This is a genomic window from Streptomyces sp. XY431 (assembly GCF_001279805.1).
Classification (GTDB): domain Bacteria; phylum Actinomycetota; class Actinomycetes; order Streptomycetales; family Streptomycetaceae; genus Kitasatospora; species Kitasatospora purpeofusca.
In genome coordinates this window covers 19,861-40,613 of sequence record NZ_LGDO01000496.1, presented here as the reverse complement: position 1 = coordinate 40,613, position 20,753 = coordinate 19,861, and the positions used below count along the sequence as shown (strand labels likewise).

Sequence of the window (20,753 nt, the reverse complement as noted above, 5' to 3'; positions counted from 1 at the left end):
CACCGCCTCACCGTCGCCTGGCGCCGGGCCGAGCGCGCCTTCCCGGCCCCCGCGCCGGCCCCCCGCTCCGGCCCCCCGCAGCTGGAGGAGTCCCACGCACCCGCCGACACCGACCACGAGACCCGCGCCCTCGCCTCCCCGCAGGAGGCCCTGCTGGCCCGGGTCGCCGAGGTCTGCCGCACCCGCCACCCCGGGGCCCAGATCCGCCCGGTGGCCGGTACCACGACCCAGCTCTTCGTCACCTGGGCCGAGTCCGGTCTGGTCCGCCAGCAGCGGGTGGCCGCCTGCGTCGGCACCCCCACCGAGCAGGAGGTCGAGCAGTTCGTCGACGCCGTGCACGCCGACGGCGCCGGGCTCGACGCGGAACTCGTCCACGACGGCCCGCCGCCCTCCCGCGAACTGCGCGACCGGGCCCGCCGCCGCGGCGTGCGACTGCGCAGCTTCCTGGAGTTCCAGGGCCTGCTCGACCTGCGCGGCTACGTCGGCGCCCAGACCGAACGGCTCTCCACCGACAGCCAGTACCACCCCGACCTCTACCTCCCCCAGCGCTACCGCGACGCCGAACACCCCGGCGCCGACGAGCGCGAGGGCCTGGTCGACGAACTGCTCCGGCTGCTGGACTCCGACCACGGCCGCTTCGTGCTGCTGCTCGGCGACTTCGGCCGCGGCAAGACCTTCGCCCTGCGCGAGCTGGCCCGCCGGCTGCCCGCCGAACTCCCGCACCTGGCGCCCCTGTTCATCGAGCTCAGCGCGCTCGACAAGGCGCACTCGCTGGACGGCCTGGTCGCCGCCCACCTCACCGAGCACGGCATCGACACCCTCGACCTGCGGGCCTTCCGCTACATGCTCCGGCAGGGTCGGGTGGTGCTCCTGTTCGACGGTTTCGACGAGCTGGTCAACCGGGTCAGCTACGAACGCGCCGCCGACCACCTCCAGGTGCTGCTGGACGCGGCCGTGGACAACGCCAAGATCGTCGTCACCAGCCGCACCCAGCACTTCAGCTCCCACGAGCAGGTGCTCACCGCCCTCGGCGAGCGGGTCGGCCTGCTCCCGCAGCGCCGGCTGATCGCCGTCCAGGACTTCACCCCGCACCAGATCCGCGGCTACCTCGGCAACCGCTACGGCGACGAGGAGACCGCAAGCCGCCGGATGCGGCTGCTGGAGGCCGTCCCCGACCTGCTCGCGCTGTGCCGCAACCCCCGGCTGCTGAGCTTCGTCGCCGACCTCGACCACGACCGGCTGCGCGCCGTCGCCGGCGCCGGGCGGGCGCTCAGCGCCGCGGGCCTCTACGAGGAGGTCTTCACCTCCTGGCTGCGGTTCGAGGAGCAGCGCGGCCACGGCGGCCCCGGCGCCGCGCCCGGACTCGAGCTCGACCAGCTCTGGCAGGCCGTCACCCTGCTCGCCCTGCGGCTGTGGGAGAGCGGGCGCAGCTCCATCCCGCTGGACGAGATCGTCGACATCGCCGGTGTGCTCAACGGCCTCGCCGAGAACCGGATGCCCACCCCGCAGGTCGCCCACGCCGTCGGCTCCGGCAGCCTGCTGGTCCGCTCCGACGAGGGCATGTTCCACTTCATCCACGGCTCGGTGGGGGAGTGGCTGGTCGCCCGGGCCGCCGCCGAGGCGCTGGCCCGCGCGGACACCACCCTGCTCGCCCGCGGCCCGCTCAGCCGGCTCGCCGTCGAGTTCCTCTGCGACCTGGCCGACCACCAGGCCTGCCAGCAGTGGGCCCGTTCCGTCCTGGACGTCCCCGAGACCGCCACCGAGGCGGCCAGGACCAACGCCGTCAAGGTGCTCGACCGGCTGCGCGTCCCCGCCCACACCGACCTGCGCGGCGCCACCCTGGCCGGCGAGGACCTGTCGCACCGCGACCTGTCCGGCGTCGACCTGTTCGGCGCGGACCTGCGCGGCGCCCGGCTGCTCGGCGCCAACCTGTCCGGCGCGGACCTGCGCGGCGCCCGGCTGGCCGGCGCCCGCCTCGACTCCGCCGACCTCACCGGCGCGGACCTGCGCTTCGCCGACCTGCGCGGCGCCCGGCTGGTCCGCACCGACCTGCGCGGCGCCCGGCTGCGCGGCAGCCACTGGCAGAGGTCCGCGCTGATCTCCGCCGTCACCGACGAGGAGGTGCTCGCCGCCCCCGAGCTGCGCGCCGCCGCGATCGCCCCCGGGCTCCCGGTCGAGGCCGGGTTCAGCCCGTCCGAGGTCGGCGTCCCCTACGGCTTCGACGTGCGCTCCACCCGGCTGCCCGAGCCGGTCGCCTTCAGCCGCGACGGCCATCTGCTCGCCGTCGGCTCCGAGGACGGCAGCGTGCTGATCTGCGACGCCGTCACCGGCATCGCCCTGCGCACCCTCAAGGACCACATCGGGCGGGTCTACTCGGTCAAGTTCGCCGACGACGTGCTCGCCACCGGCAGCGCCGACGGCACCGTCCGGCTCTGGGACCCGGTCTCCGGCGAGTGCCGCCACCGCCTCGACGTGCACCCCGGCGGCGTCTGGCCGCTCTCGCTCGCCCGGGACGGACGGCTGGTCGCCACCGGCGACCTGAACGGCGTGGTCACCCTCTGGGACACCGTCACCGGCGAGCCCCGGCACCGCCTGCCCGGCCATGCCGCGCCCGTCTACACGGCGGTGTTCAGCCCCGACGGCGCGCTGCTGGTCACCGGCGACCAGCGCGGCGGCGGCCGGCTGTGGTCCACCGCGAACGGCCGCCGGCTCGCCGAACTCCCAGGCCACCGCGGCACCCTCTACCGCTCCGCGTTCAGCCCGGACGGCACCCTGGTGGCCACCGCCGACGGCGGTCCCGACGACGGCACCGGCGGCACCGTCCGGATCTGGGAGGTCGCCTCCCGCCGGCTGCGCCACAGCATGCCCGGCCACGCCGGTCGGATCTACACCCTCGCCTTCCACCCCGACGGCGACCTGCTCGCCAGCGGCGACACCGAGGGCCAGATCCGGCTCTGGAACCCGCTCGACGGCACCGCGGTCGGCCGACCGGAGGACTCCACCGGCAAGATCTACCAGGTCACCTTCGACGAGGCCGGCACCCGGTTCGCGGCCAGCGACAGCGACGGCGGCGTCCGGGTCTGGCGGGTCGGCCCCGCCGACGGCACCGGCGGCGCCCGGGAGGTGACGCCGCTGCGCCGGCAGCCGCCCGAGCACCGGGGCTCGGTCTGGGCCTGCCGGTTCCGGCCCGGTTCCGGCCGGGGCGGCGCGGAGAGCGACCCGCTGCTGGTCACCGGCGCCAACGACGGCCGGGTCCGGCTCTGGGACCCGTCCTCGGGTCGCAGCCGCCAACTGCTGCGCGGCCACGGCCGGCGGATCGGCTCGCTCACCTTCAGCAGTGACGGCGCCCTGCTGGCGGCCGGCGGCAACGACGGCCGGGTCCGGCTCTGGGAGCCCTCCACCGGCCGCCGGCTGCGCGAGCTCTCGGGCCGCAGCAGCCGACTGGTCTCGGCCGTGTTCAGCCCGGAGGAGGCGGTGCTGGCCACCGCCACCAACGACGGCGACCTGTGCCTGTGGAACGCCCGCACCGGCGAGTACCTGCGCGAGATGGACGTCGAGACCGAGCACGTCTGGGCGGAGGCGTTCAGCGCCGACGGCGTCCTGGTGGCCACCGCCAACGACGACGACACCGTCCGGATCTGGTACCGGCGCACCGGCGCCCACCTCAGCACGCTCCGCGAGCACCGGGGGCGGGTCCGCTCGATCGCGTTCAGCCCGGACGGGCGGCAGCTGCTGACCGGCTGCGACGACAGCCGGGTGCGGATCTCCGACATCGACGCCGGGCGGGTGGTGGCCGAACTCGACGGCCACACCGACCGGGTGTACGCCGTCTCGCCGGCCGCCGACAGCACCTGGCTGGCCAGCGCCTCCTGGGACGGCACCGCGGTGATCTGGGTGGACCGGGCCGTCCGGCACCGGCTGACCGGCCACGTCGGCCGGCTGTGGACCGCGGCCGCCCACCCGCGCCGCCCGCTGCTCGCCACCGCCGGGGACGACCGGGTGGTCCGGCTCTGGGACCCGCTCGCCGGCACCGAGGTGGCGGGGCTGCGCGGCCACACCGGCCGGATCCTGGCCGTCACCTTCAGCCCGGACGGCTCCCTGCTGGCCAGCGGCGGCGAGGACGGCACGATCCGGCTCTGGCGGATCCCGGAGGAGGGCCGACCGACCGCGCTCGCGACCCTGCTCGGCACCCCCGACGGCTGGGCCGCCCTGTTGCCCTCCGGCGCCTACAAGTGCGAGGGCGACGTCGCGGGCGAGTTCTGGCACGCCGTCGGCATGTGCCGCTTCGAGCCGGGCGAACTCGACTCCCACCTCCCCGGCGTCCACCGCCTCCCCCCGGAGGCCCTGCTCTGAGCCGCTCCGGCCACGGCCGGAGCGGAACGGGGCACGGCTGACGGGATTGCGGGGGCCGGGGGCGCACGGCGAGGGCCCCGCCGGTGGTACCGGCGGGGCCCTGCTGTGCTCAGTGGTTCACCCTGGTGGTGCGGATTCCGTTACCGGTACTGCTACTGGTACTGCACGGAGAGGGTGGCGCCCGCGAAGTCCTGCTGGGCGGCGAGGCTGAAGTAGACCCAGCCGGCCGGGGGGTTGGTGATGGTCAGCGTCTCGCCGTTGCCCGCGTTCGTGGACTTGGCGAGGAAGTTGCTGGTGGTGGCCCAGCTCGGGCCGCCGTAGTACAGGTCGGCGTTGCCGGTGCCACCGCTGCTGGTGAGGGTCAGCGTCTTGACGCCGGCCGGCAGGTTCAGGAAGTGGTAGCTGTAGTTGCCGGCGGCGGCGGCCAGGTTGTCACGGCGGCAGTTGTTGTCGAACTGGCGGGTGTCCGCGATGGTGCAGAGCGGGGTGGTCGGGGCGACCGGGCCGGTCGGGGCCTCCGGCAGCGGGCCGCAGTCGTTGCTGGCGCAGGCGCCGAGCCAGTTGCTGAAGTCGGCGTCGTAGCGGGTGCCGATGGTGGTCTTCAGGATGGTGCGGGCGCCGTTCCAGTCACCCGTGCGGTACTTGGCGAGCACGGCGTCCATGTCGGAGCGGTGCTGCTGCAGCATGTAGCGGGTGGCCAGCCAGCCCCAGCGGTAGACCCGGTTGGAGTTGGCGTCGGCGTCGGCGGTCTGGTCGTAGACGGTGTCGAAGAGCTCGCTGAGCTTGTAGGTCTTCTTGCCGGCCTCGGCGATCGCGTCGGCGTTGCGCACGTTGCGGTAGCCGAAGGAGATGTTCTCGGCGATGCCCTCGACCCACCAGATGGTCGGGGTCACGATGCCGGCCTCGAAGTCGCCGTACATGTTGTAGCGGCCGTCGAGGTAGTGGGTGTACTCGTGGTTCAGGTTCCAGATCTGGAAGTCCGGACGCAGCCAGGACGCCTCGTGGGCGATGAAGCGGGCCTGGTTGCCGGCCACGGCCGGGTTGCCCTCCTCGTACATGCCGCCGTTGTCGACGGCGATGTCGTAGAAGGCCCAGGCGTACAGCGAGTACTGGTCGTAGTCGTCGAAGGCGACGACCTCGAGGTTGGTGTTCACATCGCCGGCGACGGCGCCCTTGTCACCGATGATCTTGTGGAAGTAGGCATCCTGGTTGATCAGGCTGGTGCAGGTGCTCGCAAGCTGACCCGGGGACATGTCCTGGGCCTTGATCTGCAGGCCGTCGTTGCAGACCTTCTGGATCGGCAGGATGACCGGCATGAGGCGGGTGCTCAGGTCGCAGATACCGAAGTCCGCGCAGTGGCCCTTGTCGAACTCACGCGTGGCCCAGGCCAGGTTCATCGTGATCGGGGCCGTCGGGCCGACGTTCGGGTAGCGGTTGATCAGGTCCTTCATGATCGGCCGCAGCTGGGTCTTCAGCTCCGGGACCTGCAGCGCGTAGCCGAGGTAGCGGCCCATGTTGCTGACGATGTCGAAGCGGTTCAGCAGGGAGTCGTTACGGGTGATGAAGCCGGACCAGGCGTTGAGGATGCTGGGGTCGGCCTTGAGCGCGGCCTTCCAGCCCTTGCTGTCGTCCTTCGCCGCGAAGCCGTCCTTGAGGACCCACTCGAACTCGGTGACGGTCGCCGACATCCGCTCCGGCCAGGTGCCGGTGTAGTTGTTCAGCAGCCACTTGAAGAAGCCGGAGTAGCGGCCGAGGGTGTCGGTCTGGCCGATCACCTTGACGACCTCGACGAGGAGGTCGCCGTTGGCGGTGGTGGCGTCCTTGCTGTGGTTGTTGGCGAAGAACGCGTCCAGCCCGCCCTTGAGGGCGGTGGCCAGCGTCGGGCTGTAGCTGCCGATGGCGTTGGGGTTGGTCTCGTGCAGGTAGTAGCCCGCCCGCAGGAAGAGCACCAACTGGCCGACGGCGGTGCTGTTGTCGCCCGGGTAGGCCGGGGCGGCGTCGCGCAGGGCGTTGGCGACGGTCACCATGTTGGCCTCGCGGAAGGCGGAGCCCGAGGCGTTGACGTCGATGTTGAACAGCGGCCAGGTGCACTCGACCCGCGGCAGGGCCTTGAGCTGCTGGACCAGGGTGCTGCCCGAGGCGTTGAGCACCCCGGACAGGTCGGGACAGGGGTCCGCGGCGGCGGCCGAGAAGCCCTTGGCGGCCTTGACCGGAGCGGTGACCGGGGCGGCCGGCGGGGCGCTCTTCTCGGTGCTCTCCTGGGCGGAGATCTTGTAGGGGCTGGTGCTCTTGGCGTCGGGCGACTTGGGGACCGGAATCGACCGCGGCGTGGCGGTGGTGGTGGTGCTGGTGCCGGCCGGGGCGGTGGTGCCGGCCGGGGCGGCCTGGGCCTGCGGGGCGAACAGTCCGAGGGCGATGAAGAAGGCCGCGCCGAGCGCAGGGAGCTTGCGCGCGTTGGCCGTGTTTATCCGGGAGGGACGCATCTGTGGGGGCCTCCGGGGCCGTTCGGGGCCGCGATATGGGGGACGCGGCCACTCGATGTGTGACATGTAAAATGGCACACGCTCCCAGCCGTCGGGAAGGCCCGGGGGTCGAATAATCGATCGCCGCAACCGAAACGTTGTCAGGGGGCCCCGAGGTGGGGCATTTGTCCTGGTAGAGCTCAGGCGGCCGGGGCCGTGGAGCGTCCGGCGGCGGCCCGCGGAGTGAGTGCCGCCGCCTCCAGCGGGGCCGAGGGGTCGACCGAGAGGTCCGCCGGGGCCGGCTCGGCACCGGCCCGGACCAGCAGGTCGCCGACGGCCGCGACCATCGCCCCGTTGTCGGTGCACAGCCGCAGCGGCGGCACCCGCAGGGTGATCCCGGCCGAGGCGCAGCGCCGCTCGGCCAGCTCCCGCACCCGCGAGTTGGCGGCCACCCCGCCGACCACCACCAGCGTCCCGATCCCGTGGTCCAGGCAGGCCCTGACGGCCTTGCGGGTCAGCACGTCGGCGATCGCCTCCTGGAGCGCGGCGGCCGCGTCCAGGACGTTCGGCTCGGTGCCGGCGGCCCGCTGTGCCTCCACCCAGCGGGCGGCGGCGGTCTTGAGGCCGGAGAAGGAGAAGGCGTAGGGCGGGTCGTTCGGTCCGCTCAGCGGGCGCGGGAGGCGCACCGCGCGCCGGTCGCCCTCCCGGGCCGCCCGGTCGATCGCGGGCCCGCCCGGGTAGGGCAGGCGCAGGATCCGGGCGACCTTGTCGAAGCACTCGCCGGCCGCGTCGTCCAGGGTGTCCCCGAGGTGGACCACCGGATCGCGGGCCAGGTCGCGCACCAGCAGCAGCGAGGTGTGCCCGCCGGAGACGATGAGCACGACGCACGGGTCCGGCAGCGGCCCGCCGTCGAGCGTCGCGGCGGCCACGTGCCCGGCGAGATGGTGCACCCCGTACAGCGGGACGCCGAGCGAGAAGGAGTACGCCTTGGCGGCCGCCACCCCGATCTGCAGTGCCCCGGCCAGGCCCGGACCGGTCGTCACCGCCACCGCGCCGACGTCGGCCAGGGTGAGTCCGGCCCGCCGCAGGGCCTCGTCGACCACCGGCGCCATCGCGTGCAGGTGCGCGCGGGCGGCGATCTCGGGGACCACGCCGCCGTAGCGGGCGTGCTCGTCCATCGAGGACGCCACCGCCTGGCCGAGCAGTACGCCGTCGCGCACCAGCCCCGCGCCGGTCTCGTCGCAGGACGACTCGATGCCCAGCACCACCGGCGATCCGGCCACAGTGTCCACCCTTATTGCTTGTAGCTACTACCTGCAACTATTGTGCAACAAGGAACTGCGGTGAAGATCTCCGGGGTGGGAGGAATACGCAGGAGCCGGTGCTTAGTTTCTGCAACTGATACGCAATAGTGTTGACCCGGCACGATCGTCACCGTTGAACTCGCCGAAAGGGGCCGTGTCCTGATGGGCACCTACTCGCTTCCCGACCTGCCGTACGACTACTCCGCGCTGGAGCGCGCGATGTCCGCGGAGATCCTGGAGCTTCACCACTCCAAGCACCACGCCGCGTACGTCAAGGGCGCCAACGACACCCTGGAGCAGCTCGCCGAGGCGCGCGACAAGGAGCAGTTCGGCGGTCTGGTCGGCCTGCAGAAGACCTTCGCCTTCCACCTGTCCGGCCACGTGCTGCACTCGCTCTTCTGGGAGAACCTCTCCCCGGAGGGCGGCGACCGCCCCGACGGCGCCCTCGCCGACGCGATCACCGAGCACTTCGGCAGCTTCGAGGCGTTCAAGAAGCAGCTCACCACCGCCACCACCGGCGTCCAGGGCTCCGGCTGGGGCATCCTCTCCTGGGAGCCGCTCGGCAAGCGCCTGATCGTCGAGCAGGTCTACGACCACCACGGCAACGTCGGCCAGGGCACCACCCCGCTGCTGGCCTTCGACGCCTGGGAGCACGCCTACTACCTGCAGTACCGCAACGTCCGCCCGGACTACGTCACCAAGCTCTGGGACGTCGTCAACTGGCAGGACGTCTCGGCCCGCTTCACGGCCGCGACGAGCGCCTGACCCCTGCACAGGGGTGAGCCGCCCAAAAACACCTGACCCAGGGCAGGGCAGGTAGCGAAGGGCCCCCGGCCGGTGCGAACCGTCCGGGGGCCCTTTCGTTCCGGTCGGGAGGTTCATGCCGCGGGAACTGCTTCGGCTCCGAACTCCCTGTCACTCTGCGGCGTTGGCGCGCTTGGCGAGCTTGACCAGCTCCGGCGGCGCGCTCCGGCCCGCGAGGAGAACGAGCTCCCGAATTGCCGACCGGGCCGCCAGGTGAGCCCGGACACTCTCCGGTGCCAACTCCTCGGCTCGGAGGAGGCAATCGACGGCCTCCCCGAGGTGCCGCCGCTGCGCGTGAGCCCTTCCGAGGTCGACCAGCAGTCGTGACCTCCGCTCGGGCGAGAGCTGACCCGCATCGATCTGCTGCCCCAGGTCCAGCGCCTCGCCTGCGTCGCCGAGGTCGATCGCCGCCGACACCGCCTGGATCTCGACGTTGGTTGGGCCGAACTCCAGGTTGAAGTCGTTGCGATCCTCGCCGAGCAGCGCCGCGACCTCGCGTGCGTCGGCGAGTTCCTTGCGGGTCTGCTCGCGTTGGCCGGCGCGGGCGGCGGCCAACGCGAGGACCAAATGGAGTGAGCCGAGTACGGAGAGCGCTTCCGGCGAGGGCGGACCCGCAGCCGAGATGTGGGTCCGAAGGGCTGTCACGCCCTTCCCGGCCGCGTGTTCGGCCTGGTCCAAGCGCCGGAGCCGGACGAATGCGTGGGCCAAGCGGTAGATGCCTGCGAAGACTTGCAATGGTTGTCCGGACTGCTCGGCTGCGCGGATGGCCCGATCGGCGGCCACCCAAGCCGCATCGGCCTCGTCCTGGCGGACGAACGCTGCTGCGACTGCCTGATACGCCTGGCTGAGGAGGAGTTGGAGCTCCGATCGCTTCTCCGGCGAGGCGGTCCGTGCGGCGCTTTCGAGTCGTGGCAGGGTCTCGGCGACGGCGGTGCTGAGTTCCGCGAATCGGGCGTTGTGCGTCAGATGCCAGAGTTCCGCCACGGCGGTGGCCAACTGGGTGACGTCGGGCGCGGCCGCGGCGGGGTGCTCATCGAGCACGGCGTCGAGCGCGGGATGCCCCGAGAGCGAGAGCCGTACCAGGTCGAGGTCGTTGACTCGATCCGAAGTCGCCGACGTGGATCGGGACGGTGACGGGGCATCCGGCCTCAGCGTCTGGACGGAGACTCCGAGACCGTCCGCGAGCAACTGGAGTACGTCGAGACGTACGACCGGTTGGATGCCGCGCTCGACCTGCGACACCCAGCTGGCGGTCCGGTTGACGGCTGCGGCGAGCTGATCCTGGCGCATGCCACGACTCTTTCGGAGCTGGGCCACCCGGGCACCGAACGCTCGCTGCTCCTCGGGACTCACCGGCCGACCCCGTGGGCGGCCGACCTCTTGCCGTCGATCTCGTTCAGGAACGTGACCTCGAACGATTCGAGGTACTGGCCGCGCTCGGCCAGGAATCGGCGGACGTGAGGCTGCCGCTCGTGCTCCTCGAACGCCTCGCGGTCTGCGTACAGCTCGTAGAAGACCCGGATGCGCGGCTCGTCCGGCACGGCGTGATTGACATAGACGAGAGTGCCGGGCTCCTTGGTGCGGATCCCTTCAAGTGCTTCCCGTGCCAGTTCGTCGAAGGCGTGAGCGGCTGTCACATCACGGGCGACGAAGCGTACAACAAGGCCGAATCCCATGCTTCTCCCCTTCCTGGATCGGTCGAGTCTCGCACGACTCGGTGAAGAACTGCGAGTAGAAGAGATTCTTGACTCGCAGTTTTTCTGCGACTACTTTCAGTGTCGCTGCCGTGGCGGACAGCCACGATCGGCTCCCTTTCGCTGCCGTCTTCCGGCAGCGCTGTCCATCTGTGCTGGTGGAGGATCGATGGAGTGGAATGTGACCGTCAGCCCGCTCAGCAGTGCCCGGTTCCCGGTTCCGTTGGAATGGGGGGCGCCGCCGGCACCGGAGGCGGTGCCGGCGGCGCGGTGGCTGGTGGCGGCGATCGTGCGGGAATGGGGTGTGCCGCTCGCAGACGACGTGTTCAAGGACCTGGAGCTGTGTGCCAGTGAGGTGATCGCCAATGCGCTGCTGCACACCGGGGGCCGTTGTGCCGTGACCGTGCTCCGGCGTCCTGGACGGCTGCGGGTCGAGGTGACCGACAGATGCCCCGCGCTCCCGCGGCGGGAGCGCGGGGCCGAAGCGACCGGTGGGCGTGGGCTGTTGCTGGTGGAGGCCCTGGCCGAGGCGTGGGGCTGGTACCCGGAAGGCCCGGGCAAGGTGGTCTGGTTCGAGTTCCCCGAGCAGCACGAAGTGCCGTGCCCCCACGGGTGGGGCACGGCACTTCATCTCGCTGTGGCGTAGCGGGTTGCTCAGGTCGCCGGCGGCGTCCCGAATGCGTCCAGGATGCGGTCCGCCGCGAGCGTCGCGGTCATCGTGCCCTCGCGCACCCGGCGCTCCAGCTCGGGGACCAGGCGGCCCACCTCGGGGTGGGAGTGGAGCCGAGTGAGCAGTTGGTCGTGGACCATCGCCCAGGTCCACTCCACCTGCTGGTCGCGGCGCTTGGCGGCGAGCGCGCCGGTGGCGTCCAGGACCTTGCGGTGCTGCTGGAGCCGCTCCCAGACGACGTCCAGGCCGCCCCCGTCGCGGCCCGAGCAGGTCAGCACGGGCGGCGTCCACGGGGCGTCCGGGGGCTGCAACAGGCGCAGTGCGCCGGCGAGTTCGCGGGCGGCGGCCTTGGCGTCGAGTTCGTGCGGGCCGTCGGCCTTGTTGACCGCGATGACGTCGGCGAGTTCCAGGACACCCTTCTTGATGCCCTGCAGCTGGTCGCCGGTGCGGGCCAGCGAGAGCAGCAGGAAGGAGTCGACCATGCCGGCCACGGTGGTCTCCGACTGGCCGACGCCGACCGTCTCGATCAGCACCACGTCGTAACCCGCCGCCTCCATCACCAGCATCGACTCCCGGGTGGCCTTGGCCACCCCGCCGAGGGTGCCGGAGGTGGGCGACGGCCGGACGAACGCCTGCGGGTCCACCGCGAGGCGCTCCATCCGGGTCTTGTCACCCAGGATGGAGCCGCCGGTCCGGCTGGAGGTCGGGTCGACGGCCAGCACCGCGACCTTGTGCCCCTGCCCGGTGAGCATGGTGCCGAAGGCGTCGATGAAGGTCGACTTGCCGACCCCGGGTACCCCCGTGATGCCCACCCGGACCGCTCCGCCGGCGTGCGGCAGCAGCCTGGTCAGCAACTGCTGCGCCAGCGCGCGGTGGTCGGGCCGGGTGGACTCGACGAGGGTGATGGCCCGCGCGATGTACGCGCGCGAGCCCTCCCGCACACCCGTCGCGTAGCTGTCGAGGTCGATCGTCCGGGGCGGCATCCGACCCCCGCCTCAGAGCTCGTGGCCGAGGTCGGCGGCGAGCGACTTCAGGAGGTCGTAGGCGGCCTCCGGGATCACCGTGCCGGGCGGGAAGACCGCCGCGGCGCCCGCCTCGTAGAGGGCGTCGAAGTCCTGCGGGGGGATCACCCCGCCGACCACGATGGTGATGTCCTCGCGCCCGGCGGCGGCGAGTTCGGCGCGCAGCGCGGGCACCAGGGTGAGGTGGCCGGCGGCGAGCGAGGAGACGCCGACGATGTGCACGTCCGCCTCGACGGCCTGCCGGGCGACCTCGGCCGGGGTCTGGAACAGCGGGCCGACGTCCACGGTGAAACCGAGGTCGGCGAAGGCGGTGGCGATCACCTTCTGGCCGCGGTCGTGGCCGTCCTGGCCCATCTTGGCGACCAGGATGCGGGGCCGGCGGCCCTCGGCCCGCTCGAACCGCTCGACCAGTTCCCGGGTGCGCTGCAGGGGGGCGGAGGGGCCCGCTTCGTCTCGGTACACACCGGAGATGGTACGGATCTGGCCCGAGTGCCGGCCGTACACCTTCTCCAGGGCGTCCGAGATCTCGCCGACGGTGGCCTTGGCGCGGGCCGCGTTCACGGCCAGGTGCAGCAGGTTGCCGTCGAGCGAGCCGCCGCGCGAGGGCCCGGCCTCGGCGGCCCGGGTGAGCGCGTCCAGGGCGGAGCGGGTGGCGGCCTCGTCGCGCTCCTCGCGCAGCCGGCGCAGCTTCTCGATCTGGGCGGCGCGCACCGCGGAGTTGTCGACCTTGAGCACGTCGATCTGCTCGTCGCTCTCCACCCGGTACTTGTTGACGCCGATCACCGGCTGGCGGCCGGAGTCGATCCGCGCCTGGGTGCGGGCGGCCGCCTCCTCGACCCGCAGCTTGGGGATGCCGGCGTCGATCGCCTTGGCCATGCCGCCGGCCGCCTCGACCTCCTGGATGTGCTGCCAGGCGCGGTTCGCCAGGTCGTGGGTGAGCTTCTCGACGTAGGCCGAGCCGCCCCACGGGTCGATGACCCGGCAGGTGCCGGACTCCTGCTGGAGCAGCAGCTGGGTGTTGCGGGCGATCCGGGCGGAGAAGTCGGTCGGCAGCGCGAGCGCCTCGTCCAGCGCGTTGGTGTGCAGCGACTGGGTGTGGCCCTGGGTGGCGGCCATCGCCTCCACACAGGTGCGGGCGACGTTGTTGAAGACGTCCTGGGCGGTGAGCGACCAGCCGGAGGTCTGCGAATGGGTGCGCAGCGACAGCGACTTGGCGTTCTTCGGGTCGAACTGCTTGACCAGCTTGGCCCAGAGCAGCCGGGCCGCGCGCAGCTTGGCGACCTCCATGAAGAAGTTCATGCCGATCGCCCAGAAGAACGACAGCCGCGGCGCGAACGCGTCCACGTCCAGGCCGACGTCCAGTCCGGCCCGCAGGTACTCGACGCCGTCGGCCAGGGTGTAGGCCAGCTCCAGGTCGGCGGTGGCCCCGGCCTCCTGGATGTGGTAGCCGGAGATGGAGATCGAGTTGTACCGGGGCATCTTCTGCGAGGTGTACGCGAAGATGTCGGAGATGATCCGCATCGAGGGCTGCGGCGGGTAGATGTACGTGTTGCGGACCATGAACTCCTTGAGGATGTCGTTCTGGATGGTCCCGGCCAGCTTCTCCGGCGGCACCCCCTGCTCCTCGGCCGCCACGATGTACAGCGCCAGTACGGGCAGCACCGCGCCGTTCATGGTCATCGAGACGGACATCCGGTCCAGCGGGATGCCGTCGAACAGCTGGCGCATGTCGTAGATCGAGTCGATTGCCACGCCCGCCATGCCGACGTCGCCGGTGACCCGCGGGTGGTCGCTGTCGTAGCCGCGGTGGGTCGGCAGGTCGAAGGCGACCGACAGGCCCTTCTGACCGGCCGCCAGGTTGCGGCGGTAGAAGGCGTTGGACTCCTCGGCGGTGGAGAAGCCCGCGTACTGCCGGACCGTCCACGGCTGGTTGACGTACATCGTCGGGTACGGGCCGCGCAGGTACGGGGCGATGCCCGGGTAGGTGCCCAGGAAGTCCAGGCCGGCGAGGTCCTCGGCGGTGTACAGCGGCTTGACGCCGATGCCCTCGGGGGTGTCCCAGAGCTGCTCGTCGACGTCCTTGCCGGTGGCCTGCCGCCAGGCGGCGCGCCACTGGCCCTCGGTGGCTTCCGGACGGGCGGCGGGGGCGCCGTCGGCGTCCGGGTCGAGCCCGATCGCGGTGAAGTCGGGGATCATCGGGCCACTCCGATCTCGTCGAGCAGGGAGGTCAGGACAGCGACGGCGTCGCCGCCGGCGAAGACGAAGCCGTCCACGTCCGCGGGCGGGTTCTCGCCCGGCCGGCCGGCCAGCAGGATGCGTCGCGCGCCGGCCGCCCTGAGTGCGCCGGCCACCGCCTCGGCGTGCTCGCCGTACAGGGCGTCGCTGGAGCAGAGGCAGGCCACCGCGGCGCCGCTGGCGGCGAACGCCTCGGCGAAGGCCGCCGGGTCGGTGCCCTCGTGCGCGGTGGTGGCGATGCCGCCGGCCTGGAACAGGTTGGCGGCGAAGGTGGTGCGCGCGGTGTGCGCGGAGGCGTTGCCGATCGAGGCCAGGAACAGCGCCGGCCGCCCGCTGGTGGCCGCGAGGTGCGCGTCCGAGCGGTCGCGCAGCGCCTCGTAGGCCTCGGCGCGCCGCACCGTCGGCAGTCCGCCGCCGGGGCCGGCCGGGGCCGGCTCGCGGACCAGCGCCTGCTCGCCGAGGTTGGGGAACTCGCTGACGCCGGTGACCGGTTCGCGCCGCTTGGCGAGCCGGACCGAGCGCTCGGCCCAGGTGGCGGCGATCCGCTCCTCGACCAGGCCGGACTCCAGCGCGGCGCGCAGGCCGCCGGCCCGCTCGATCTCCTGGAACCACGCCCAGGCGGCGTGGGCGAGTTCGTCGGTCAGCCGCTCCACGTACCAGGAGCCGCCGGCCGGGTCGACGACCCGGGCCAGGTGCGACTCCTCCAGCAGGATCGCCTGGGTGTTGCGGGCGATCCGGCGGGCGAAGGCGTCCGGCAGGCCGACGGCCGTGTCGAACGGCAGCACGGTCACCGCGTCGGCCCCGCCGACCCCGGCGGCCAGGCAGGCGATGGTGGTGCGGAGCATGTTCACCCACGGGTCGCGGGCGGTCATCATCACGTCGGAGGTGACGGCGTGCTGGCGCTGCGCCGAGGCGGCCGGGGTGGCGCCGGAGGCCTCGGCCACCCGGGCCCAGAGCCGGCGCGCGGCGCGGAGCTTGGCGATCGTCAGGAACTGGTCGGCGTCCGCCGCGTAGCGGAACTCCAGCTGGCCGAGCGCGGCGTCCACGGAGAGGCCGGCGGCGGTGAGCGTGCGCAGGTAGGCGACGCCGGTGGCCACCGAGACGCCCAGCTCCTGGGCGGGCGAGGCGCCGGCCCCGTGGTACGGCAGGGCGTCGACGGCCAGCGCGCGGATGCCGGGGAAGCCCTCGGCGCAGCGGGTGGCGAGCGCGGCGGCCTCGGCGAGCAGGGCGTCGGTGCGCGCGGCGTCGCCGGTGCGGGCCTGGAGGCCGAGCGGGTCGGCACCCAGGGTGGCGACGGCGGAGCCGGGGGAGACCTCGCGCTCCCGGTACAGCGCGAACAACTGCTCGGCGGCGGCGGGGAACTCGGCCCCCGCGTCGAGGACCACGCCGGCCAGGTCGAGGTAGACGCCGGTGAGCGCCTCGCCCAGCGCGGTGACCGGCAGCCCCGCCCCGCCGAGCTCCAGCCAGAGCGAACCGCCGCCGTGCTCCAGGTCGGCCAGCGCGGCCTGGTTGGTGCGGCGCGGATCGGGGTCGCTGTGCCGCTGGCGGACGTCCCAGCCCGAGACCGAGGCGCCCTGCGGCCGGGCGCCGCGCACGAACGGCGGGAAGCCGGGGAGTCCGGGGTCGGCCGGGGCGTCCTCGGCGGTGTACAGCGGGCGGGCGCGCAGCCCGTCCTGGAGCGCGGTACCGAGCGCGTGCTCGGCCGCGGCGCCGTCCTCGGGCTGCGCCCCCGCCTTGCGGAGCACACCCTCGACGAGGGTCTGCCACTGCTCGCGGTGGGCGGCCGGGAACTCGGCGGCCAGGGGAAGCCCTTCGGGCGGGACCGTCATGCCCCGCAGGTTAGCGCCCGTGCGCGGGGGCGCAGGAGAGGCGAAGGGTGTGACCTTGCCCTCTCTGTGCACTCTGTTGCACTACCGGTGCCGCCGGGGGCGCGCGAGGGGGGTGCGGGAGGTGGTGCGGGCCGGGTGGTGAGTGGGCGGCATGTGGGCGGGTCGGGGGCTGTGTGCGGGCGGCTTGCGCAGGCCCGGCGGTCATCTACTAAGTTACTTGGTAGAACGTGGGTGGAGGGCGTCGCACCCCCGGCGCGCCGGCCTGCCCGTTCACCCGCCCGAGTTCGCCCCGTTGGGTCCGTTCAGTCCGTTCAGTCCGTTTGCCCCGTTCGCGCCGTTCGGTCCTTTCGGTCCGATCCTCACCCCTTCTCGCCGCCAGGAGACCGCCACCATGGGAAAGCGCCGTAAGCCCAGCCCGCCCGGCCGGGCCCGTCTGGCGGTCCTCACGACCGCGATGGCCGGTGGCGTCGTGCTCACCGCAGGACCCGCCCAGGCCGAGCCGGCACCGGGCCTCGCCGCCGTGAAGGAGGAGGTCGACCGGCTCAACGAGGAGGCCGAGCAGTCGATCGAGCGCTACAACGGCTTCCAGGAGAAGCAGCAGAAGCTCCAGGGCGAGGCGGGCCGGATCCAGGAGAAGGTGGCCCGGGGCCAGGACGCGATGAACGAGCTGCGCACCCAGCTCGGCGGCATCGCGGCCGAGCAGTACCGCAACGGCGGCATCGACCCGTCCGTCCAGCTGATGCTCGACTCCGACCCCGGCATCTACCTGGCCCGGGCCGCCGCCCAGAACCAGGTCGTCGACTCGCAGGCGGCCCTGCTGCGCCAGGCCCTGGCCGAGCAGCGCCGGCTCGACCAGGACCGCGCCGAGGCCACCGCCACCCTCGCCCAGCTCGACGGGGCGGCCGTCGCGCTCGCGGGCGAGAAGAAGGCGGTCCAGGAGAAGCTGGCCAAGGCCCAGGCGCTGCTCAACAAGCTGAGTGCCGCCGACCGGGCCAAGGTCAACGCCCAGGAGGCCGCCGCCACCCGGGCCTCGCGCTCCGCCGCCGAGCGGCCGGCTTACCCGGGACCCGCCACCGGGCGGGCCGCCGCCGTCGTGCAGTTCGCGTACTCCCAGCTCGGCAAGCCGTACGTCTGGGGCGCCACCGGCCCGTCCGGCTACGACTGCTCCGGCCTCACCGGCGCCGCCTACCGCGCGGCCGGGGTCCAGCTGCCGCGCGTCTCCCAGGCCCAGTGGAACGCCGGCGCCCGCATCGCCCGCGCCGACCTGCAGCCGGGCGACCTGGTCTTCTTCTACGGCGACCTGCACCACGTCGGCCTCTACATCGGCGACGGGAAGATGATCCACGCCCCGCGCACGGGGAAGAACGTGGAGGTCCTCCCGATCGACGCCATGCCCTACGTCGGCGCCGTTCGGCCGTGACCGGTGCAGTCCGGCCGTGAGCGGCGCCGTCCGGCCGTGACCGGTGCAGTCCGGCCGTGACCGGTGCAGTCCGGCCGTGACCGGCACAGCGGCCGGGCGGAGGCACCGCCGCTGTCAGTCGACGATCAGCAGACTGGCGCCGTTCGGCGCGCTGGAGCGGTGGGCCTCCGCGTCGTCGGCCACCTGGTAGCTGCCGCCCCGCCCGGTGACCACGACGCGGCCGTCGTCGAGGGTGGTGACGAGCTCGCCCTCCAGGACGAACAGCACGTGGCCCTTGCGGCACCAGTGGTCCGCGACGTAGCCGGGGCTGTAGTCCACCCGGCGGACCCGGACCTCGCCGAACTGCTGCACGCGGCTGGTCACTTCCCCGCTCTCGCCCGGCTTGCGGTCCTCGTCGACCTGGTTCCAGTCGGTGGCGGTGAAGGGGAAACCGGTGAGATTCATGCGGTCACCCTAGTCACACCGGACGCGGCCGGGCCCTCCCGGTGTCACGGGTGCGGGGCGCAGGCCAGCAGGTAGGGGAGCAGCGGGGCGGCGAGGGCGGCCAGCCGGTAGGCGGGGGCCGGGGGCGCGGGGGTCCGGGCGAGGCGCTGGACGCGGGCGAGCACGCCGGTGGACGCGGCGGCGAGGCCGGCCGGTCCGGCCCCGGTCCCGGCGGTGGCCAGGGCGTAGAGCGCGCCCGCGAGTTCGCCGGGGGTGACCCGGGCGAGCGCGGCGTCGTCGGCCGCCATCTCCAGCAGCAGCGCCACCTCCGCCCGCCCGAGCCGGGCCAGCGGGAGCCGGCCGAGGAGGAGCGCGAAGGTGTCGGCGGCGAGCAGGACCAGGTGGTGGCGCCCGCGCAGGTGCCCGTACTCGTGGGCGACGGCCGCGGCGAGCCGGCGCTCGTCCAGCAGGTCGACGGCGCCCCGGGTGGCCACCACCCGGGCCCGGCGGCCGGGCAGGCAGTAGACGGCGGGCCGCGGGTCCTCCAGGACGAGCAGCCGACGCCCCCGGTCCCGGGTGGCCACCAGGTCGAGCGTCTCCCGGTGCCGCCGCCGGGCCCGGGCGGCCCGCGTGGCGAGCACGGCGGCGACCGCCGCGACCGCGCCGCCGGCCGCGGCCGGGGCCCACCAGTCGTGGGCGTGCGGCGCGACGGCCGGTTCCAGGTGCGGGAGCAGGCCGACGAGCCCGGCCGGTTCGTGTCCGAGCGGCGCCACCAGGTGGTGCGCGGCCAGCAGCAGTCCGGTGCCGAAGGAGGCCATCAGCGCGAGCCAGACGGTCGCGCCGAGGGCCGGCCGGGCCTGGAGCCGCGGCGAGCCGGCCAGCCGCCGCGGGAGCAGGACGCCGACCAGGAGCAGGTGGAGCGCGAGCAGGGCCAGGGTCACCGGTCGCCGTCCCGCGCCTTCACCTGCTCCAGGGCGGCGAGCAGGGCGGTCGCCTCGTCGCCGCTGATCCGGTCGACGAAGTGCAGCAGGGCCCCGGCGCGGTCCGGGCTGGTCTCCAGGGCCTGGTGCATCAGCTGCGCGGTGTACGACTCCCGGGTGCAGGTGGGCTCGTAGACCCAGGCCCGGCCGACCTTGGTCCGCCGCAGCCAGTCCTTGGTGTGCAGGATGTCGGCGACGGTGTTGACGGTGGTGTAGGCGACCGGGCGCTGCCGCTGCAGGTCGTCGACGACCTCGCGCACGGTGGCCGGGCGGCCCCAGGACCAGAGCCGGTCCATGATCTCGGCCTCCAGATCGCCCAGTCCGCGCAGCACCCGTCCGCTCCTCCGCCGTCCCGCCCCCGGGCGGTCCTGCCCCTGGTGGCCCTGCTCCGGTGCCCTGTCCCGGGTCTCCTGTCCCTGTGCCCGGCGCCCGCCCATCGTACGGCCGGGCCCGGCCGCGGGGCGGGCCGGCGCTCAGCGGCGCATCCGCCGGAGCAGGTCGGTGGCCGCCGCGGGCCAGTGCGGGTGCTCGAAGCCGAACCCGGCCGCCAGCAGCCGCCCCGGGGCCACCGCCCGGCTCTTCAGCAGCAGTTCGGTGTCCGAGCGGAGCGCGAACGCGCCCAGTTCGGCCATCCAGCGGGTGGCCGGGAGCCCCACCGGGATGCCCTTGGCCCGCCGGATCGTCCGCATGAACACCCGCTGCGGCACCGGCGTCGGCGCGGCGAGGTTGACCGGTCCGGCGATGTCCTCCCGGTCGAGCAGGAAGCGCACCGAGCGGACCAGGTCCCGGTCGTGGATCCACGACAGGTACTGGGCGCCGCCGTCGACCGACCCGCCCAGGCCGGTCCTGGCCAGCCGCAGCAGCTGGTCGAAGGCGCCGCCCGCCTCCGGGCTCATCACCATGGCGCAGCGCAGCGCGACCCGCCGGGTGTGCGGGGTGGCCGCCTCGGTCTGCTCGCGCTCCCAGGCGCGGGCGATCCGCACGCTGCGCTCCCAGTACGCGGGGACGCCGGGCTCCTCGCCGCCGATGACACCGGTGTCCTCGTCGTGCGGGGTGCCGTAGGTGTGGGAGTAGATGGTGGCGGTGCTCATCTGCAGCCAGACCCGGGGCGGGCGGCGGGCACCCGCGATCGCGCGGCCGACGGCCCGGGTGGAGTGCACCCGGGAGTCCATCATGTCGCGCAGGTTCTCCTCGGTGTAGCGGCAGTCGACGCTGCGCCCGGCGAGGTTGACGACGGCGTCGGCGCCGTCGATCGCGGCGGTCCAGCGGCCCAGCGAGCGGCCGTCCCAGAAGATCTCCTGGTCGCGCCGGGGCCGGCGGGTCAGCACCAGGACCTCGTGGCCGTCGGCGGTGAGCGCCCGGTCCAGGATGCGCCCGATATGGCCGGTCCCGCCGGGTATGACGATCCTCATCTCGGATCCCCCCTTTGAACGATTGGTCGTGCGCACCCTAGCGGTCGACCTGAACGTGTTCAAAATGCCGGTGTCGCCAGGACATGGCCGGAAATGTGTCCGAATCCGTGGAACCACCACCGCTGTTCACCCGACTGGTGGTCCG

At 73.3% G+C, this 20,753-nt stretch carries 15 protein-coding genes; 4 read left to right on the top strand and 11 right to left on the bottom strand.

What is annotated here, in order from left to right; translation table 11 throughout:
- Nucleotides 1-4,353 (top strand): NACHT and WD40 repeat domain-containing protein (locus ADK60_RS35085; protein ID WP_053650909.1); only part of this gene is annotated, 4,353 nt, incomplete at its 5' end.
- 152 nt (nucleotides 4,354-4,505) lie between these two features.
- On the opposite strand, the gene ADK60_RS35080 is transcribed toward ADK60_RS35085, so the two are convergent.
- Both ADK60_RS35080 and tsaD read right to left on the bottom strand, forming a co-directional pair.
- Nucleotides 4,506-6,836: a M9 family metallopeptidase gene (locus tag ADK60_RS35080; RefSeq protein ID WP_053650908.1), complete on the bottom strand. Its 2,331-nt coding sequence runs from the start codon at nucleotides 6,834-6,836 to the stop codon at nucleotides 4,506-4,508.
- A gap of 179 nt (nucleotides 6,837-7,015) precedes the next feature.
- The gene (gene tsaD, locus ADK60_RS35075) at nucleotides 7,016-8,098 is read right to left on the bottom strand and encodes a tRNA (adenosine(37)-N6)-threonylcarbamoyltransferase complex transferase subunit TsaD (protein WP_053650907.1); all 1,083 of its coding nucleotides are present in this window, start codon (nucleotides 8,096-8,098) and stop codon (nucleotides 7,016-7,018) included.
- A gap of 183 nt (nucleotides 8,099-8,281) precedes the next feature.
- Between tsaD and ADK60_RS35070 the strand changes: the two genes are divergently transcribed.
- Complete coding sequence (locus ADK60_RS35070; RefSeq protein ID WP_045941719.1) at nucleotides 8,282-8,884, top strand: superoxide dismutase; 603 nt, start codon at nucleotides 8,282-8,284, stop codon at nucleotides 8,882-8,884.
- A 150-nt stretch (nucleotides 8,885-9,034) separates the two neighbouring features.
- Here ADK60_RS35070 and ADK60_RS35065 read toward each other — a convergent pair whose 3' ends face one another.
- On the bottom strand, nucleotides 9,035-10,276 hold the full coding sequence (locus ADK60_RS35065) for a helix-turn-helix domain-containing protein (protein WP_063783359.1): 1,242 nt from the start codon (nucleotides 10,274-10,276) through the stop codon (nucleotides 9,035-9,037).
- Nucleotides 10,273-10,599 carry a putative quinol monooxygenase gene (locus tag ADK60_RS35060; protein ID WP_053650905.1) on the bottom strand — a complete coding sequence of 109 codons (327 nt, stop codon included), beginning with the start codon at nucleotides 10,597-10,599 and terminating at the stop codon, nucleotides 10,273-10,275. Before ADK60_RS35060 ends, ADK60_RS35065 begins: the two co-directional genes overlap by 4 nt.
- A gap of 187 nt (nucleotides 10,600-10,786) precedes the next feature.
- Between ADK60_RS35060 and ADK60_RS35055 the strand changes: the two genes are divergently transcribed.
- Complete coding sequence (locus tag ADK60_RS35055) at nucleotides 10,787-11,263, top strand: ATP-binding protein (RefSeq protein WP_053650904.1); 477 nt, start codon at nucleotides 10,787-10,789, stop codon at nucleotides 11,261-11,263.
- Nucleotides 11,264-11,271: 8 nt separating this feature from the next.
- On the opposite strand, the gene meaB is transcribed toward ADK60_RS35055, so the two are convergent.
- Genes meaB through ADK60_RS35040 form a run of 3 tightly spaced genes read right to left on the bottom strand, consistent with a single transcriptional unit; the run spans nucleotide 11,272 to nucleotide 16,373 of the window.
- Nucleotides 11,272-12,270, bottom strand: coding sequence for a methylmalonyl Co-A mutase-associated GTPase MeaB (gene meaB, locus ADK60_RS35050; protein ID WP_053650903.1), 999 nt, complete (start codon nucleotides 12,268-12,270; stop codon nucleotides 11,272-11,274).
- A 12-nt stretch (nucleotides 12,271-12,282) separates the two neighbouring features.
- A complete protein-coding gene (gene scpA, locus ADK60_RS35045; protein ID WP_053650902.1) occupies nucleotides 12,283-14,505 on the bottom strand; it encodes a methylmalonyl-CoA mutase in 2,223 nt (740 codons plus the stop codon).
- On the bottom strand, nucleotides 14,502-16,373 hold the full coding sequence (locus ADK60_RS35040; protein WP_053650901.1) for a methylmalonyl-CoA mutase subunit beta: 1,872 nt from the start codon (nucleotides 16,371-16,373) through the stop codon (nucleotides 14,502-14,504). Before ADK60_RS35040 ends, scpA begins: the two co-directional genes overlap by 4 nt.
- A 391-nt stretch (nucleotides 16,374-16,764) precedes the next feature.
- Here ADK60_RS35040 and ADK60_RS35035 point away from each other — a divergent pair, with 391 nt between their 5' ends.
- Nucleotides 16,765-17,793 carry a C40 family peptidase gene (locus ADK60_RS35035; RefSeq protein WP_053650900.1) on the top strand — a complete coding sequence of 343 codons (1,029 nt, stop codon included), beginning with the start codon at nucleotides 16,765-16,767 and terminating at the stop codon, nucleotides 17,791-17,793.
- 114 nt (nucleotides 17,794-17,907) lie between these two features.
- Here the strand turns inward: ADK60_RS35035 and ADK60_RS35030 are convergent, their stop codons facing one another.
- From ADK60_RS35030 to ADK60_RS35015, 4 genes are all read right to left on the bottom strand, one after another.
- Entirely contained in the window at nucleotides 17,908-18,237 is a 330-nt protein-coding gene (locus ADK60_RS35030) for a DHCW motif cupin fold protein (protein ID WP_045941708.1), read from the bottom strand.
- Between the two features lie 44 nt (nucleotides 18,238-18,281).
- Nucleotides 18,282-19,157 (bottom strand): M56 family metallopeptidase, encoded by an 876-nt coding sequence (locus ADK60_RS47925; protein ID WP_053650899.1) that lies wholly within the window; start codon nucleotides 19,155-19,157, stop codon nucleotides 18,282-18,284.
- A complete protein-coding gene (locus tag ADK60_RS35020) occupies nucleotides 19,154-19,525 on the bottom strand; it encodes a BlaI/MecI/CopY family transcriptional regulator (RefSeq protein WP_045941713.1) in 372 nt (123 codons plus the stop codon). Before ADK60_RS35020 ends, ADK60_RS47925 begins: the two co-directional genes overlap by 4 nt.
- A gap of 144 nt (nucleotides 19,526-19,669) precedes the next feature.
- Nucleotides 19,670-20,608: a TIGR01777 family oxidoreductase gene (locus ADK60_RS35015; protein WP_045941706.1), complete on the bottom strand. Its 939-nt coding sequence runs from the start codon at nucleotides 20,606-20,608 to the stop codon at nucleotides 19,670-19,672.
- Nucleotides 20,609-20,753 lie beyond the last annotated feature (145 nt).